The following is a 14538-nucleotide window of genomic DNA, read 5'->3' as shown; positions in this document are numbered from 1 at the left end:
AATCAGAATAATAATTAAAAATCCCCATTTTGGGGATTTTTTTATGAATTTTCTACGCAACCTTTGCAGATTAAATTCATCTAGATTAAAACAAAACCCAAAAGCAAAATGAAAAAAATCAGTTTTATTTTAATCTTAGCCCTAACACTTGCAAGCTTTGTAAGTTGTAATGATGATGATGGCCCAAGTATCGCGTATCAACTTGCAGAAATAACCGGAGAAACCTTACCAGATTTTTTTGAACCTGAAGAAGAGTACGATATTACAGTTACCTATGAATTACCAGATGCCTGTAATGAATTCTATTCCTTTGACGGCGTATATCATGAAGATGAAGATGATGAAAGCGTTTTAATTTATGATATTCGGGTTTTAACGACTTACGACCCTAATGTGACCGAATGTACCGAAGAAGGTGAATTAACTGAAACAAAAACTCTTTTTGAGGATTTTGGAATATCATCAGACTTCCAGTACGAAACAGTACGTTTTCGCTTTTTAACTGGTGCAAACGAAGATGACGAAGCAGAATTTTTAATTGTGGATGTACCGGTTGGCGCACCGGAAGAAGAAACTCCGGCTGAATAAGTAAACTACCTCGAGAAAAGCCCTCAAGGCATTCGTTGGAAACAAATTTTTAATTTCGAGGCATGACTCTGGATATTATACCCTTTGGCGGTGCCAATAAAAACCAGTAAGTGTTTTTAACAATTTTCAAGTAAATTTGAAACAACCTAGCCCAAAAGCTGAAATTTTAAAATTTCAGCTTTTTTAATTTTAAAAACGCAACCTTTTATAAAGTTGCCCATCTAATAACAAATAAACCATTAATAAAATGAAGAAAATTACCCTAATTCTAATCCTAACACTTGGTCTGTTTTCCTGTAGTATAGGAGATGATGAACCAAACGTTTCTTATAGCCCAGTAGGAATTTTAGATGCTACCTTGCCAGAATATTTTGTTATAGACCAGGAATACGAAATTGATATCACTTACGATCTTGGAAGTGATTGTAATAGCTTCCATAATTTCGAATATAGTTCAAGACAAGATCCAGAAGATGATTCGATATTAGAATTTTATGTGAATGCTATCGTCTCTTTTGATCCAAGCAACACCGCAAATTGTACCGACGACGGTATAACCGAAACAGAGAATTGGGCCGAAGATTTTGCAATAACCTCAGATCAATATGATACTATCCGGTTTAATTTTCTAAGCGGAAGAAATGCAGATGGTACCCCAGACTATTTAACTATAGATGTTTTAGTTGGTGAACCAGATGAAAACGAAGAACCTACAGAATAAGCTAATGGAAATACCGTAGTTTTTTCTAAAAAGGCTGAAATTTTAAAATTTCAGCCTTTTTTATTTCGGGCACGCAACCTTTTGGTATTTAGTGTATCTAGAGAATACAAAACACTAAAATATTTTATAGCCTAATGAAAAGAATATTATTAATTTTAGCATGTATCTGTACCCTAACCGGATGCTCTTTAGACGATGACGGTGCGTCTCTATCGTTTAGTCTTGCTGAAATTACAGATGCCCAAATGCCCGAATATTTTGAAACCGGCGAAGTTTATAGTTTTCCCATAAGTTACATACCAGATGATGGATGTGAACAATTTTATGGTTTTGATATTGACCGGGAAATTAATGGTAATGTACGCCACGTCTACGTGTTTGCTGTAACTGCAAAATATCTGGATAGAACGAACTGTGATGATGCAACAGAACAGGAAAGAGACTTAAGAGATATTGTAATTACCGGGGATGAAAATACCGAATATGTTTTTCATTTTTGGACTGGCGAAGAAAATAACGAAGCTCAATATATAGATATTACTATCCCGGTTGGTGAACCAGATGAAACCGAAGAACCAACACAAGAGTAAATCTCTTAAAGATTGATACCGAGAGGTAAATATTAGAAAATTGTTTTTATTGTTAGCAAGTATCCAATGATGTCCCGATATACTTCGGGACCTGTTGGATCAAAAAACAATAACTCATTACGATTATCGAGTAAGACCAACTAAACCAAACATGATCTTTTGACGCTAGAGAAGCTCATAAAAAGATGTAAACAGAATGACATAAAAGCACAGGAAGAACTTTACCGCTTGTATGCCGGTAAAATGTTTGGCCTTTGCCTTAAATATTCTGATAGCTATGCGCAGGCCGAAGATAACCTGCAGGATGGCTTTTTGACCATTTTCGACAAAATTGGGCAGTACAAACATCAGGGGTCTTTTGAAGGTTGGATGAAGCGAATAATGATCAATACCACATTACAGAAATACAGAAAAGAAAAATTATATAGTATAACGAACGAAGATCAAATAGAAGAAACAACAGTAGAATATGAAGAATCTTCATTACCACTGGATTTTCTTCTTAAGATCGTACAACAATTGCCACAACGCTATCGCGAAGTTTTCAATTTGTATGTTTTAGATGGCTATTCTCATAAAGAAATTGCCGAAATTCTACAAATATCAGAAGGAACTTCGAAATCTAATTTATCAAGAGCGCGCAATTTATTGAAAGAAAATATAGAAAGTAAACACTATAATTCTTCTGCAAAAACCCTATGAAAGAGAAAAAGAATATAGATCGACTTTTTCAGGAGAAGTTCAAAGATTTTGAGCAAACTCCAAATGAGGACGTCTGGAAAAATATCGCAGAGAAATTACAGGAAAAACAAAACAAAAAACCTGTAATCTTACCACTTTGGAACAAACTGGGTGGTGTTGCAGCTGTTTTGGCTATAATCTTAGCCAGTGTATATTTTTTACAAAACAGCCCGGCAAATTTTACTGAACCCCAAATCACATTCGATATTGAAGAATCTCAACTTCCTACAATAGAAATACCTAAGGATTCTCCTTTAAATAACGCTAATAAAACATTAGAAGAAATCACGGAATCCTCTAAGAATACTGGCGAAAAAGCCGAAGAAGCCAATACAAATGAGGACGTTTCAACTAACTCTGGCACTTTGGCTAGTCAGAATACCACGGGTGCCTCAGAGACAAATACATCTTCAGAAAAATCAACTTTAGAAAAAACGAACAGCAATTCATCGAATATTGCATCTAATCAATCAAACAACGAACATGAATTGGCAGGTATCGATCAAAAAAACGATGCTGAAATCATCGAAAATCGAGATACCGCAGACGAAATCGCTTCAGAAAAAACTTCAGTTAAAACAACAGAGGAATCACAAATTGCTGCAGTAGATTCTACGCAATCGCAAGCCGACAAAGATTACGAAAATGCAGTAGCTATTTTAGAAGCAGACAAGAACAAGGAAAACGCTTCAGAAGACGTGAAAATTGCTTCCGGTAAAGCAGGAAAAGTGAGTATTGCACCTTTTGCAGCACCGGTATACTATGACAATCTGGGTAGCGGCAATCCTTTAGATCCTTCGTTTGCCGGTAATCAAACCAATAGTGAAGTGACTATGGCTTACGGAGTTAAGGTAGCTTATGCAGTTTCAGAAAAAATAAAAATTCGCTCTGGGATCAACAAAGTGAGCATGAATTATCAAACTCAGGATATTGCTTACAATTATGCGGTAGCTTCCAATAATTTGTCTAGTATCAATTACGATACCGGAGGCGAAAATATTAGAATCGCAAATAATAACGCTGCTAACTCTCCAGCCGATGAATATTATGATAATTTGGAAAATGGTTTTTCATCTATGATTAATATGCCCAGAGAAAATGGTTCTTTGAGTCAGAATTTTGGATATATCGAAGTTCCGGTAGAAATTGAATACAGTTTGATCGACAAAAAAGTTGGGCTAAAAGTAATTGGTGGTGCGAGTAGTTTGTTTTTGGATGAAAATTCGGTTAGCGTAAATGGCCAAAACGGCAGCATCGAACTTGGAGAATCTAATAACCTGGAAAGCCTAAGTTTTACTACGAATATAGGGATGGGTGTAGATTACCAGTTAAACGATAAGTTTAAACTTAATTTAGAACCTACCTTTAAATATCAACTAAATAGCTTTAGCAACACTAACGGCGTTAATCCTTATTTCTTCGGAATTTATACAGGTTTTAGTTTCGAATTTTAATTTGATATTCGAAAAATTCAAGCGAACTAAATGCTGAAATTGGCTATTACAGACTAGGATTTTTTAGCTCATTAAAGATAATTTCCCTGGTCTTTTCTTTAATCTCTTTACGATCGTCCTGCGTTTTACCTTTGGTTGGAATAAAATCATGAATGGTAACACGTAATTTCCCGGGACTACCTGATAAAAAAGTATATGAAAAACGCTTTTTGGTATCGTGAAAAGTTAATGGTGCAATTGGAATTTGGTGATCTATGGCCAATTTAAAAGCACCTTCTTTAAATTCGTCTAAAATGATGTTTTCGTCATCGGGAACACCTCCTTCAGGAAAAATACAAATACTATTTCCCTGTTTTAATCGTCTCTCAGCTTCATTAAAAACTGCCTGGCGACTTTGCTGACTTTTACGATCTACCAAAATGCAGGTTTTGCGATAGAAAAACCCGAAAATGGGAATTTTAGCCAGTTCTTTTTTCCCAACAAACACAAAAGGGTGGTTAACGGTTGCCAACATTAACATGATATCCAACATCGAATAATGATTGGCTACAAACATATAACTACCATCTTTATCCAGCTTATGGCTACCTTGCGTACGGCGGTAAAAACCCATTCCAAAAATGATAAATTTCCCCCACATCCTGGCACAAAAGAAAAACTGAGGATAAAATCGCTCTGATGAGGTGAAAACGATGAGGATAGGCAACATAAAGATTATTGGTACCACGAGCAAAACGTAGAACCATATTCTCCATACCGCAATAGCAATATTTTTAAAAAATCGCATAGATTCCAAAAGTAGTAAATACAATCAAGTGAATTCCACAAAAAAAGTACCTTTGTATAAAAATTTAATAACTACATGTCTAGAATACTAACGGGAGTACAAAGCACAGGAACTCCTCATTTAGGAAATTTACTGGGGGCAATTATGCCTGCTATTAAAATGGCGAATAGCCCAGAGAATGATTCTTTTATTTTTATAGCAGATATGCACTCTTTAACCCAAATTAAAGATGCAGAAACTTTAAGAAATAACACCTACTCTGTTGCGGCAACCTGGCTTGCCTGCGGTCTTGATATCGAAAAAACCGTTTTTTACAGACAAAGTGATATCCCACAAACCAGTGAACTTACCTGGTACTTAAGCTGCTTTTTCCCGTATCAAAGACTTACGTTAGCACATTCATTTAAAGATAAAGCAGATCGTTTAGAAGATGTAAATGCCGGACTTTTTACCTATCCAATGCTTATGGCAGCAGATATCCTTTTATATGATGCTGAAATTGTTCCTGTTGGGAAAGACCAGTTACAACATTTAGAAATTACCAGGGATGTCGCTTCTCGTTTTCATACAAAAATGGGCGAAACCTTTGTAATACCAGAATCGAAGGTTGAAGAAAACACCATGTATGTTCCCGGGACAGATGGTTCTAAAATGAGTAAATCGAAAGAAAACACCATTAATATTTTTCAGACCGATAAAAAACTGAGAAAACAAATTATGGGTATCCAAACCGATAGCACTCCGCTTGAAGAGCCTAAAAACCCAGATACCTGTAATGTTTTCAATATTTATAAATTATTAGGATCTGAGGCTCAAACAGCAGATCTGCGCCAAAAATACGAAGCTGGCGGATTTGGTTACGGGCACGCAAAACAGGCACTTTTTGAATTAGTAAAAGAAATTTTTGCCGAGCCACGTGAGAAATACGAATACTACATCAACAATCTTGAAGAAGTAGATAAAGCTTTAGCGGTTGGGAAAGAAAAAGCAACTGCTGTAGCGAATGATGTTTTAAAGCGTGTTCGTGAAAAATTAGGATATTAATTACGATCTAAATTGCTTCAAATAATTTACCGGGCAAAGGCCTAATTACGCCTTTAAGTTCCATATTCAATAAAATTGAAGCGGTTTTAAAAGTTGGGAAATTGCAATAAAGCGCTATCGTGTCTAATTGTGATTTCCCTTTTTCTTTTAGCTGGTCGTAAATAAGTTGCTCTTCTTCATCCAGATCGATAAACAACTGTTGCTGCACAGGTTTAATTTCTTCATCGAGCTTCCAACCCAACATATACACCAAATCTGCTGCACTGCTTAATAAATGGGCATTGTTCGATTTAATAAGTCCGTTACAACCTTTGCTATATTTATCACCCGGCCTTCCCGGCACCGCAAAAACTTCGCGATTATAAGAATTTGCAATATCTGCAGTTACTAAACTTCCGCCCTTCTCTGCACTTTCGATCACTACAGTAGCTTCACTTAAACCAGCGATAATTCGGTTTCGTTTTAAAAAGTTATTGCGATCAAATTTATCGCTACTCCAAAAATCGCTAAAAAAGCCACCATTTTTTAAAACTTCATCAACATATTTTGCATGCACTTTTGGATAGATTTGATCTAAACCATGCGCCAAACATCCAATCGTTTGCAGATTATGAGTTATAGCAGCCCGATGGGCCGCGATATCTACTCCGTACGCAAAACCAGAAACAATTACAGGATCTAGCGGACTCAATTCTTCAATAAATTCTTCTACAAAAGCTTTCCCGGTACTTGTGATCTTTCGGGTTCCAACAATACTTATAATTCGGCGATTTTGAAGTTTAATAGTTCCTTTAGAAAACAGCAAAATGGGCGAATCGTGGCAATGTTTTAATTTTTCAGGATAATTTTCATCTAAAAAATAATGGGTTTCTAATTGCTCATTTTTGATAAATTCGAGCTCTTTTTCTGCAGCTTCAAAGTTCGCAGGATCCAGTAAGCCTTTTAGTTTAAGCTCGCCTATACCTTCGATTTTCAATAAATTTTGTCGCTTTTCTTTAAAAATTGCTTCCGCACTGCCTAATCTTGCTATTAGTTTCTTCGCTGTTCTATCCCCCAGATTAGAAGCTCTTTGCAAAGCCAGCACATATCTTAGATCACTACTATTCATTCCACCGCTTTCGACTAAAATTACGCAAAAAAAGATTTGTTAATAAAAATTATTTCGCTATTTTTATATACTTCACATTCGTCTTATTTTTGCAATTATGAAAATAGCTAACTACATACAGGATTTACTTTACCGCTACGAATGCGTTATCGTACCGGGATTTGGTGCATTTCTATCTCAAAGAGAATCTGCTTTTATCGATGCAGAAACCAATAATCTTTACCCCCCAAAAAAGACTGTATCTTTTAACCGTCAATTAGTTAAAAACGACGGATTGTTAGCCAATTACATCGCAGATGCTGAAAGTATAAACTACACTACTGCATTAAATAAGATCGCCGATTTTGTACATCAGCTGGAAAATTCTTTAAAAGAAAATGATAAAGCTGAAATCGCTAATGTTGGTGAATTTACTGTTTCTGAAGATTATACGCTTCAATTCGAGCCATTCAACAAAGTGAATTACCTGGCTGATTCTTTTGGACTTGATGTGGTTCATTCAGCAAAAATTCAGCGTGAAGTTTACAAATCTCAGGTTCAGAAAATAGAAGAAAAAGCGCCAATTCATTTCACTCCTGAACGTAGAAGTCGCAAAGCCGCATTCCTTAAATATGCTGCAGTAGGAATTCTTGCTATTGGTTTATCTGGTGTTGCTGGTTTAAATATTTATAGCAATCAGGTTGCTGAACATAATATTGCTGAACAACAGGAAGCTGAAAACCAGTTACAACAACAAATTCAGGAAGCTACTTTTGTGATCGATAATCCGCTACCGGCCATTACTTTTAACGTAGAAAAACAATCTGGTAATTTTCACCTTGTTGCAGGTGCGTTTAGAGTGGAAGAAAATGCCGAGAAAAAAGTAGAAGAACTTAAGAAGGAAGGTTACAAAGCCCGACTAATAGGTGCCAACAAATATGGTCTTCACCAAGTAGTATTTTCCAGCCACAAAACCAGGCGTGATGCGGTAAATGCTTTAAATAGATTAAAGCGAGAAGACAAAGCGGCCTGGCTACTGGTACAGGAACTTTAATCTTTTTTTAGTGATATTTAGCTAAAAGCTCACTATTATTGCCAAAAATTGGCAAATATGAATTCTAAGTACCCAAAAGATTCTAGAACTACATTAACCGATCTTGTTTTACCAAGCGAGACCAATCCCCTAAATAATTTATTTGGAGGCGAATTGTTAGCTCGTATGGATCGTGCTGCCAGTATTGCTGCCAGAAGACATAGTCGACGTATCGTAGTTACTGCCTCTGTTAATCACGTTGCCTTTAATAAAGCAATTCCGCTAGGAAGTGTTGTAACGGTTGAAGCAGCTGTTTCTCGCGCGTTTAAATCGTCTATGGAGATCTTTATAGATGTATGGGTAGAAGATCGCGAAAGTGGTCTTAGAAGTAAAGCAAACGAAGCGATTTACACCTTTGTAGCTGTAGACGAAACCGGGGCGCCAGTTCCTGTTCCTCCATTAGAGCCAGAAACAGATCTGGAAAAAGATCGTTTTGCCGCAGCCTTGAGAAGAAAGCAACTTAGCCTTGTGCTTGCCGGAAAAATGCAACCGGACGATGCTACCGAACTTAAAGCTTTATTTACTAAATAATTCTCTTTCCTTTTATTGAAAATTAACCATTTGGATTGTGTAAATGCACCCGTAATCCAAAACCAACATCTACCAGAAAATGCTTATTTAAATATGAATCATAAGCAGCATTCTCGATATCAAGATTTAAATAATATGGAGAGACTTTAGCGAAAATTGCTATGGTTTGATTAAAACGATAACCTAATTCTCCTGTAACTTTATAACTGGTACCATTCTCTCGAAAAGAATCTGGAGAAAAAGGCACCGTATTATTTAAAGTAACAGCACCTATACCCGCAGTGATCATGTAATTAAATTGTCGATTAATTGCCTGATAATAACCTAGACTAAGCCCATACTCGCTAAAATTGCTATCACTTATATTTCCAATTTTTTCAATATTGGTCACTTCGCCTTCATGCCATTTTCCATAAACGCCGGCAACAAACTGCGGAGTGATAAAAACATTTACTTCAAACTGAATTCCCGCATCAAATGAATAATCATTTCCTAAACTTGAGTCCCCAATACCATTGGGAAAATAGAAAGATAAGCCAAAAAATACAGTTTCTGGATCTTCAGGCTCATACCAGTTTTTATGTGGTTCTGGAATAATTTCAGTTTGTGCATTTCCTACAGAAATACTCAATATAAAGACTAAAAGTAATAATTTCTTCATCTGAAAAATTTATGCTGAAAATCGATAAAATCGGGATATAATTTTCAATTTAAAATTCTAAATCAATAATGCTATTTGCTGAATTTACAGTAATTGTTGTGTCTTTTTCAGCTTCATCGTTTACCGTATATAAGATCTTAATAGGTGATCCAACAGGCAAACGATATGAATTTTGAAAAGAGGCTGTTTCTTCATCCAATCTTTCGTAAGTATTTGATGTATTTTGATATTTTCCTATAGGATTGTTTTCTTCATCCAAACTTATAAACTGTGTGGTATTGTAATACTGTATTCGGAATTCTACACTATCGGTTTCAGGTAATCTATCTATGCTAATATCTACATCCTGAATGGGATTAAGCTTCACCAGATCCAGGTTTACACTTTCTTCCCTATCCATAAACTCTCTTGGATCCACATAACTTAGAGACATAAAATTTGGATTATGATCACCTGAAGAAAGCGGATTAAAATTAACAACTATCCCACGGTTATAAGCTACTAAAGAAACAAAGTCTACCTTACCAAGCGCTTTACTATGAGAAGCTCCTAAAACATTATTTTCTTCACCAACCTTAGTGGTTACATTTACTGCAAGATCTTGTAAAGCGACATTATTAGAATCTAAAAGCGTGGCAAAAACAGCCATTCTTTTATCTTCGGTGACCAGAACATCGTCTTTGTGGCAAGCAGAAAAACACAGAAATAGCACGACAATAGTCGCAAAGTATATTACTTTCATATTGATTAGTTACATCTACTAGATGCAAAATACAAAAAAGGTTGCGTTAAGAATTATCTAACGTCTTAAGATCCAACTTTCTGGATTATACTTTTTAGTATTTTGAAAGATAAGAAAATGTAATGTTGTCTTACCTGAGCTTTTACTTGTAGCGATCACGCCCAGGTCCTGCCCTGTACTTACATAATCACCTTTACGTACATACACGTCTTCCAGGTTATCGTAAATCGTGATATAATCACCATGTCTTAACATCACCGCTTTATTTGCTCCTTTTAAGATCTGAACTTCACTAACGGTTCCCTCAAAAACTGCTCTGGCTTTACCTCCTTTATCGGTATCGATATTTACACCACTGTTGTTTATCGTGATATTTCGTACAATCGGGTGTGGTTGCTTACCAAATTTCATGCTTATTGTTCCCGTTGCTACCGGCCAGGGCAATTTGCCCTTATTACTGGCAAAATCTTTGGCTAAGGCTTTAGCTTCTGGCGTAAGTTCGAAAACATCGCGCTTGGTAGAACCCGATTCTTTATTGGCTTCAGCGATCGATGCTTTGATCATTGCATCAATTTTACGCTCTATTTCATCAATTTCCTGTTGTGTTTTTCTAATTTGAGAAGCAAATTGTCCTTCTTTTGCCGTAATTGTTTTCATTAATTCCTGCTGCGACTTCTTATTTTCTTCCAGTCTGGCTCTAGTCGCTCTATTTTCAGCAATTAATTTATCTTTTTCTTCTTTTTGATTGGCAAGTCGCTTATTTAAACGCTGTAGATCTATCGTACGCTTCTTTATTTGCTCGCCCTGCTCTTTAGGGTAATCTGTATATTGTTTTAAATATTGAAGCCGTTTATAGGCTTGTAAAAAGCTTTCTGAAGAAAGTAAGAACATAATTCGACTTTGTTGTGATTTACTACGATATGATTTTTTGATCATTACCGCATAATCTTCTTTAAGCTCTTCCAATTCTTTTCTAAACCTGGCGATCTTCGCCTCATTTTCGTTCATCTCTTTGGTAAGAAGATTCGCCTGTCTGTTTGTAACTTTTATTAAATTCTCTGTACTTTTTATTTGTTGATTTAAATCTTGAACTTCATTTAAAATCGACTTTTCTTTCTTTTTGTTGCTGCTTCTTAATTCTGAAATTCGGCGAATTTCATTGCGAAGTTCAATTCGCCTTTTCTCTAAAGCCTCACGCGTGTTTTGAGCAAATGAATTAGTCACCACAAAAAAAGTAGCGATCAAAAAAAGGTATTTAAAAAAGCCTAATTTCATTCTACAGAAATTTCGTCGTAACCAGAAGGAATTCTAAATGGAAAACTTACCTCTTCATCAAACTCTATATTTCTATACTGCAAAGTGATATTGGTACTTTCACCACCCTCGTTGGCGATGATCGTAATTGTTTCTGGGATTAGTTTACCTGAAATATTTTGATAATCCTCGTAAGTTACCGTTACACTTCGATTTTCAGATTCTTGTGCCAGTTGCTGTGCTTTTGCCTTGTAAGTTTCAGCATCCAGCATAAACATTTTTTTTACGTCTGAATTTTTCTTCGGAAGTAACTGAAAGCCTCTGGCAGATTCACTTAATGTGTACGCATCTGTTCTAAGATCGTAAATTGCCTGGCCTAGTAATAAATTCTGAAGTTTTTCGAAATCTAAAGGTGTGCCTAACCATTCACTCACTAAACTAAAATCACCGTCAAAATAAGTTTTTCCTACTTTTTCATAATAGCTCACTTTTTGCGGAGTGATATAAACTTTAGCCATCGGAAAACCAAGAATACTCGCACTCATCCAAATAGCTTTATCTTTTTCCATTCTAAAGCTAAGATTTACAGATTGCGTTTTATCGGCATCTTGATAAGTTGCTCTTAGTTTTCCCGATAATGTGTTAAACTGCGTGGCATTATCGTAATGATTTTTAATCACACCGGCTGCTTTAGCGTTACTTTCTTCGAAACCGGTCGCTGCCTTTTTGGTTCCGCAGGCGGCAATACTTAAGGTTAGTAAAACAACCGCTAATATTCTTTTGATCATTTAGTAGCTTCTTTTAAAATTTTTATGGCTTTCGCCTTATACTCATTCGCGCGTTCTTTATCCTCCATCCCTGCGTAAGACACAGCGATCTGCTGATAAAAATCGGCTTCCATTCGCGGATTCTCTATTAAAAAATCTAATCCAAAAGTAAGAATTTCGACCGCTTCAGAATAATTTTTAAGTTTATTTAAGGCAACACCATTTAAAAGATAAAAAATGGGTTGCGCCGGGAAGATATCTTTAGCTTCAGCAGCTAATTCACTGGCGCCTTCAAAACGCTCCATATCGATTCTTAGGATCAATGTATTCTTAATCATTTCGAAATTGGCAGGATCTTCCTTTAGTCCCATTTCAAAATAACGAAGCGCATCTGCTTTATTATCTGATTTTAGATAATATTCGCCTAATTTTCGATATAATGACGGCTCGTTTTCAAGTTTAGAAAGCATTTGACTTACCTCCATAAGCTCGCCTTCCCACTCTGGATTTTGGTTTACAAATAATAAAAAATCGTTCAAAACCTTATATTTTGAGGCTGCATCGATCTCTTCGCTCTTAAAGACCATTTGCATAGATTGCATCGCCTGCTCTGGCTGATCTTTATTTAAATAGAATTTGTACAATGCCAAATGGGCTAAACTAGACCCCGGGCTATATTCTAAAAGTTCCTGCGCAGTTTCAAAAGCTTCCTCTTCCCTACCCTCGTCGCTATATACATAGATAAGGTTTAAATAGTTTTGCTCCTCTTCAGGATTATCTTCGATAGCTGTTTCTAAACTTGCAATTTGGGCATCTGTATTGTTTGTACGAGCATAGATCTGGCGTCTTAATCGCGTGCGATACTCGTTTTTACCATATTGGTTATCCAGGCTATCAATTAGTGATAAAGCATTATCATAACGATCGCTTAGAATATAAAGATCTGCAAGATCTTCGCGGTATTTATTGTCGATCTTTATTAATTTCTGAAGGAGTTTTATGGCGCTTTCGTAATCTATTGAAGCAATTTCGTTCTCATAAAAATCTCTTAGAATATTTTCGTCTTTGGGTTTACGATCGAGAGCTTTTTGAAAATTTGGCTGAGCTTTTTCAAATTCTTCCAGAGAATAGAAGTTTTTAGCCATTTCGTAATAAATTACGGCTTTACTATCATCTATAGAAAGGCATTTTTGAAGTGCTTCGTTGGATTTCCTGTAGTTTTCTATCCCACGCTGCTTTAAAGCTTCAAAAAAATATTCCTGAAATGCATCATTTACTTTACCAAGGTCGCTATTTACGGTGGCATTTTTATCCTCGGGTTGCTGAATTATAGCAAAGGCCTTTCCCGGCACCAAAAAAAGGTATCCAAAAAAGGCCAATATTAAGTTATGTTTCAGCAAAGTTTTTGGGGTTTGGGGTTCAATAACTATTCCAATACTGAATAATCACCGATACTAATCTCGGTAAACTCACCATTGAATTTAGCAAAATTACCGATCATTGCGTTATTCAGTTTTGCATTTTTCACTTCAGCAAAAGTTTGAATTAGACTATTTTTTATCGTAGTATTTTCAATTTTTGTACCGGCTCCAATAGAAACATTAGGACCAATTTTAGCATTGATCAACTCTACATTTTCACCAATAAAACAAGGTTCGGTAATTTCAGAATCTTTTATTTTTACATTATCCGCGATTAGCTTTTCACCATCCTGATGTAAGAATTTAAGCATACGACCATTAGTTTCTACAGTTACATTTTTATTTCCGCAGTCCATCCATTCGTCCACTTTTCCCGGCACAAATTTGAGTCCGCTTGCCTGCATGGCTTTAATTCCGTCATTAATCTGATATTCGCCACCATGAACTATATTGTTATCCAAAACTTTCTGAAGTTCGTCTTTTAGGATGGCAACATCTTTAAAATAATAGATCCCGATTACGGCAAGATCTGAAACAAACTCAGTAGGTTTTTCAACAAGCTCGGTAATTTCTCTATTCTCGTTAAGCTTTACCACACCGTAAGCAGACGGGTTTTCTACCTGCTTCACCCAAATTACACTATCAGCATCTTTATCTAAAGTAAAATCGGCTTTAAACAAAGTATCGGCATAGGCGATCACGGCCGGACCTTTTAAAGAATCCTTGGCACACATAATTGCGTGACCGGTTCCCAAAGGTTTATCCTGGTAATAGATACTTCCTTTAGCTCCTAAACTTTCAGCAATATTCTTTAGATCGGTTTCCACTTTTTCTCCAAAATCTTCACCGATCACAAAAGCTACCTCGTCGATCTTTTCATTTAAAACCTTGGCAATATCCTGTACCAATCGATGCACAATTGGTTTACCAGCGATAGGAATTAAAGGTTTTGGTGTTGTAAGGGTATGTGGCCTAAGGCGTGAACCTCTTCCCGCCATGGGTACAATAATCTTCATCTCTTTGTTTGTTTGATTCTAGAATAAATTTTAGAAAAACC

16 protein-coding genes are annotated in these 14538 nt (G+C 36.1%); 8 read left to right on the top strand and 8 right to left on the bottom strand.

The annotated features are described in order from the left end of the window. The first annotated feature begins 108 nt into the window (after positions 1–108). From BM201_RS02820 to BM201_RS02800, 5 genes are all read left to right on the top strand, one after another. Positions 109–588, top strand: coding sequence for a hypothetical protein (locus BM201_RS02820; protein ID WP_092539864.1), 480 nt, complete (start codon positions 109–111; stop codon positions 586–588). A gap of 247 nt (positions 589–835) precedes the next feature. Beyond that, complete coding sequence (locus tag BM201_RS02815) at positions 836–1309, top strand: hypothetical protein (protein WP_092539863.1); 474 nt, start codon at positions 836–838, stop codon at positions 1307–1309. A gap of 134 nt (positions 1310–1443) precedes the next feature. Beyond that, on the top strand, positions 1444–1899 hold the full coding sequence (locus BM201_RS02810; RefSeq protein WP_092539862.1) for a hypothetical protein: 456 nt from the start codon (positions 1444–1446) through the stop codon (positions 1897–1899). Positions 1900–2058: 159 nt separating this feature from the next. Beyond that, entirely contained in the window at positions 2059–2601 is a 543-nt protein-coding gene (locus BM201_RS02805; protein ID WP_092539861.1) for an RNA polymerase sigma factor, read from the top strand. Then, complete coding sequence (locus BM201_RS02800; protein ID WP_092539860.1) at positions 2598–4094, top strand: porin family protein; 1497 nt, start codon at positions 2598–2600, stop codon at positions 4092–4094. Before BM201_RS02805 ends, BM201_RS02800 begins: the two co-directional genes overlap by 4 nt. 46 nt (positions 4095–4140) lie before the next feature. On the opposite strand, the gene BM201_RS02795 is transcribed toward BM201_RS02800, so the two are convergent. After that, positions 4141–4881, bottom strand: a complete 741-nt coding sequence (locus BM201_RS02795) for a lysophospholipid acyltransferase family protein (protein WP_175486960.1) — start codon at positions 4879–4881, stop codon at positions 4141–4143. A gap of 75 nt (positions 4882–4956) precedes the next feature. On the opposite strand from BM201_RS02795, the gene trpS reads away from it, so the two are divergent. Next, a complete protein-coding gene (gene trpS, locus BM201_RS02790; RefSeq protein WP_092539858.1) occupies positions 4957–5925 on the top strand; it encodes a tryptophan--tRNA ligase in 969 nt (322 codons plus the stop codon). Between the two features lie 7 nt (positions 5926–5932). On the opposite strand, the gene dprA is transcribed toward trpS, so the two are convergent. After that, positions 5933–7033 carry a DNA-processing protein DprA gene (gene dprA / locus BM201_RS02785; protein ID WP_092539857.1) on the bottom strand — a complete coding sequence of 367 codons (1101 nt, stop codon included), beginning with the start codon at positions 7031–7033 and terminating at the stop codon, positions 5933–5935. A 97-nt stretch (positions 7034–7130) separates the two neighbouring features. Here dprA and BM201_RS02780 point away from each other — a divergent pair, with 97 nt between their 5' ends. After that, complete coding sequence (locus BM201_RS02780) at positions 7131–8066, top strand: HU domain-containing protein (protein ID WP_092539856.1); 936 nt, start codon at positions 7131–7133, stop codon at positions 8064–8066. Between the two features lie 57 nt (positions 8067–8123). Further along, entirely contained in the window at positions 8124–8636 is a 513-nt protein-coding gene (locus tag BM201_RS02775) for an acyl-CoA thioesterase (RefSeq protein WP_092539855.1), read from the top strand. Between the two features lie 22 nt (positions 8637–8658). Here BM201_RS02775 and BM201_RS02770 read toward each other — a convergent pair whose 3' ends face one another. From BM201_RS02770 to BM201_RS02745, 6 genes are read right to left on the bottom strand one after another with little or no spacing between them, the layout of a single operon-like run. Then, positions 8659–9297, bottom strand: a complete 639-nt coding sequence (locus tag BM201_RS02770; protein WP_139219117.1) for a hypothetical protein — start codon at positions 9295–9297, stop codon at positions 8659–8661. Between the two features lie 49 nt (positions 9298–9346). Further along, on the bottom strand, positions 9347–10039 hold the full coding sequence (locus BM201_RS02765) for a hypothetical protein (protein ID WP_092539853.1): 693 nt from the start codon (positions 10037–10039) through the stop codon (positions 9347–9349). A gap of 57 nt (positions 10040–10096) precedes the next feature. Next, positions 10097–11314 (bottom strand): murein hydrolase activator EnvC family protein, encoded by a 1218-nt coding sequence (locus tag BM201_RS02760; RefSeq protein WP_092539852.1) that lies wholly within the window; start codon positions 11312–11314, stop codon positions 10097–10099. Then, positions 11311–12081, bottom strand: coding sequence for a lipoprotein insertase outer membrane protein LolB1 (locus BM201_RS02755; RefSeq protein ID WP_092539851.1), 771 nt, complete (start codon positions 12079–12081; stop codon positions 11311–11313). Before BM201_RS02755 ends, BM201_RS02760 begins: the two co-directional genes overlap by 4 nt. Then, entirely contained in the window at positions 12078–13460 is a 1383-nt protein-coding gene (locus BM201_RS02750; RefSeq protein WP_245758556.1) for a tetratricopeptide repeat protein, read from the bottom strand. Before BM201_RS02750 ends, BM201_RS02755 begins: the two co-directional genes overlap by 4 nt. A 26-nt stretch (positions 13461–13486) precedes the next feature. Beyond that, a complete protein-coding gene (locus BM201_RS02745; protein WP_092539850.1) occupies positions 13487–14497 on the bottom strand; it encodes a sugar phosphate nucleotidyltransferase in 1011 nt (336 codons plus the stop codon). Between the last annotated feature and the right edge of the window lie 41 nt (positions 14498–14538).

The organism is Zunongwangia mangrovi, assembly GCF_900112105.1.
Lineage (GTDB): Bacteria > Bacteroidota > Bacteroidia > Flavobacteriales > Flavobacteriaceae > Zunongwangia > Zunongwangia mangrovi.
The sequence above is the reverse complement of the archived record's forward strand: the minus strand, read 5'-3'. Positions and strand labels throughout refer to the sequence as shown.

What these genes read in the sequence shown, in the direction of transcription:
- BM201_RS02820 (WP_092539864.1), top strand. Translation starts at nt 109, where the DNA reads ATGAAAAAAATCAGTTTTATTTTAATCTTAGCCCTAACACTTGCAAGC.
- BM201_RS02815 (WP_092539863.1), top strand. Translation starts at nt 836, where the DNA reads ATGAAGAAAATTACCCTAATTCTAATCCTAACACTTGGTCTGTTTTCC.
- BM201_RS02810 (WP_092539862.1), top strand. Translation starts at nt 1,444, where the DNA reads ATGAAAAGAATATTATTAATTTTAGCATGTATCTGTACCCTAACCGGA.
- BM201_RS02800 (WP_092539860.1), top strand. Translation starts at nt 2,598, where the DNA reads ATGAAAGAGAAAAAGAATATAGATCGACTTTTTCAGGAGAAGTTCAAA.
- BM201_RS02795 (WP_175486960.1), bottom strand. Translation starts at nt 4,881, where the DNA reads ATGCGATTTTTTAAAAATATTGCTATTGCGGTATGGAGAATATGGTTC.
- trpS (WP_092539858.1), top strand. Translation starts at nt 4,957, where the DNA reads ATGTCTAGAATACTAACGGGAGTACAAAGCACAGGAACTCCTCATTTA.
- dprA (WP_092539857.1), bottom strand. Translation starts at nt 7,033, where the DNA reads ATGAATAGTAGTGATCTAAGATATGTGCTGGCTTTGCAAAGAGCTTCT.
- BM201_RS02780 (WP_092539856.1), top strand. Translation starts at nt 7,131, where the DNA reads ATGAAAATAGCTAACTACATACAGGATTTACTTTACCGCTACGAATGC.
- BM201_RS02775 (WP_092539855.1), top strand. Translation starts at nt 8,124, where the DNA reads ATGAATTCTAAGTACCCAAAAGATTCTAGAACTACATTAACCGATCTT.
- BM201_RS02770 (WP_139219117.1), bottom strand. Translation starts at nt 9,297, where the DNA reads ATGAAGAAATTATTACTTTTAGTCTTTATATTGAGTATTTCTGTAGGA.
- BM201_RS02765 (WP_092539853.1), bottom strand. Translation starts at nt 10,039, where the DNA reads ATGAAAGTAATATACTTTGCGACTATTGTCGTGCTATTTCTGTGTTTT.
- BM201_RS02760 (WP_092539852.1), bottom strand. Translation starts at nt 11,314, where the DNA reads ATGAAATTAGGCTTTTTTAAATACCTTTTTTTGATCGCTACTTTTTTT.
- BM201_RS02755 (WP_092539851.1), bottom strand. Translation starts at nt 12,081, where the DNA reads ATGATCAAAAGAATATTAGCGGTTGTTTTACTAACCTTAAGTATTGCC.
- BM201_RS02745 (WP_092539850.1), bottom strand. Translation starts at nt 14,497, where the DNA reads ATGAAGATTATTGTACCCATGGCGGGAAGAGGTTCACGCCTTAGGCCA.